This is a genomic window from Metabacillus mangrovi, assembly GCF_009711125.1.
Classification (GTDB): domain Bacteria; phylum Bacillota; class Bacilli; order Bacillales; family Bacillaceae; genus Metabacillus_B; species Metabacillus_B mangrovi.
On the sequence record NZ_WMIB01000060.1, the window covers coordinates 1 to 316 of the forward strand.

Here is a 316-nt window from a genome sequence, read left to right on the forward strand (position 1 = left end):
AGAGATCCGCTCGACTTGCATGTATTAGGCACGCCGCCAGCGTTCGTCCTGAGCCAGGATCAAACTCTCCAAAAAGTGTTTGACTAGCTCTTGTTTAAAACTTTAGAATTAACGTTGGCACTTCGATTTGTTCAGTTTTCAAAGATCATATGGTGGAGCCTAGCGGGATCGAACCGCTGACCTCCTGCGTGCAAGGCAGGCGCTCTCCCAGCTGAGCTAAGGCCCCATATTATGTATAATGGTCGGGAAGACAGGATTCGAACCTGCGACCCCTTGGTCCCAAACCAAGTGCTCTACCAAGCTGAGCTACTTCCCG

The 316-nt window shown here is 50.6% G+C and carries 2 tRNA genes and 1 rRNA gene; all 3 read right to left on the bottom strand.

The window, feature by feature from the left end:
• A 16S ribosomal RNA gene (locus tag GKZ89_RS20855) occupies nucleotides 1-75 on the bottom strand; the annotation flags it as partial.
• A 75-nt stretch (nucleotides 76-150) separates the two neighbouring features.
• A tRNA-Ala gene (locus GKZ89_RS20860) sits at nucleotides 151-226 on the bottom strand.
• A gap of 13 nt (nucleotides 227-239) precedes the next feature.
• Nucleotides 240-316 (bottom strand) — tRNA-Pro (locus GKZ89_RS20865).